Origin of the sequence: Neisseria sp. HMSC067G12 (assembly GCF_001812725.1) — a bacterium.
Classification (GTDB): Bacteria; Pseudomonadota; Gammaproteobacteria; order Burkholderiales; family Neisseriaceae; genus Neisseria; species Neisseria perflava.
The window spans coordinates 1-721 of sequence record NZ_KV810226.1 but is presented as its reverse complement, the minus strand read 5'-3'; the positions used below and the strand labels follow the sequence as shown (position 1 = coordinate 721).

2 protein-coding genes and 1 pseudogene are annotated in these 721 nt (G+C 51.9%); all 3 read left to right on the top strand.

Features of this window, described 5'->3' with window-relative positions:
• A partial coding sequence (locus tag HMPREF2871_RS12000; protein ID WP_168163338.1) for a hypothetical protein occupies positions 1-195 on the top strand: 195 nt, incomplete at its 5' end.
• A gap of 200 nt (positions 196-395) precedes the next feature.
• Positions 396-611 carry a hypothetical protein gene (locus HMPREF2871_RS09915; RefSeq protein ID WP_049344711.1) on the top strand — a complete coding sequence of 72 codons (216 nt, stop codon included), beginning with the start codon at positions 396-398 and terminating at the stop codon, positions 609-611.
• Positions 608-721: pseudogene (locus HMPREF2871_RS12180) on the top strand (DNA primase); the annotation flags it as partial. The gene HMPREF2871_RS09915 and the pseudogene HMPREF2871_RS12180, both read left to right, overlap by 4 nt.

Below are 721 nucleotides of genomic sequence, written 5' to 3'. Positions count from 1 at the left end.
GCAATCATCGACACCATTTGCGACAACATGGCCGACCATTCCGTCCGCGACACCCCCATAAGTGCGAGCGGAAGCACGGCACGACTTGCCACAGTCATTCAAACCCTAGTCCCCCATGCGGAAAACTTGGAATCTTTCGATTTGTCATCCGAGCTTGCGGGATACATTCAAACTGACCCCGTCCCCGCGCCCTGACGATTCAGACGGCCTGAAAGAATGGGCTGCTTACAGCGTAACCCACGCCGGTTAAGCCCACCTATTCCCTGAAATTTACCCGCCTTTATGCCGCCTATTTCAGACGGCATAGGGCAAACTTCGCCCTAGTGTTTTTATAACCTATTGATTTTATTAGATTCACGTTTTGAAACACTGGAGGCAGAGCAAAGGATAAAACCATGAAACAGACCAATAAATCCGACCGTTTCCGCCGGTATTTAAACCGCGCCTTGCTGGTGTTTTGGGTGTTGCTTTTGGCTTTGGTAGTCCGAGCCTGTAACCAGCCCGCCCACGCCGACACGGAGCAACTAGAGCCGGAAACGCCCGCAATATGGGAAACAGACCCGACAGCCGGAATCGTTTTAGAACCTGTAACAGAGGAGGCAGAGCAATGAAGCCAACATATCAAGACATTAAAGCCGCCGCACAATACCACTGGCCGGAAATACACGCGGCATTAGGCATAGACACGCGATACCTGAAAAACAAACACCAGCCCTGCCCC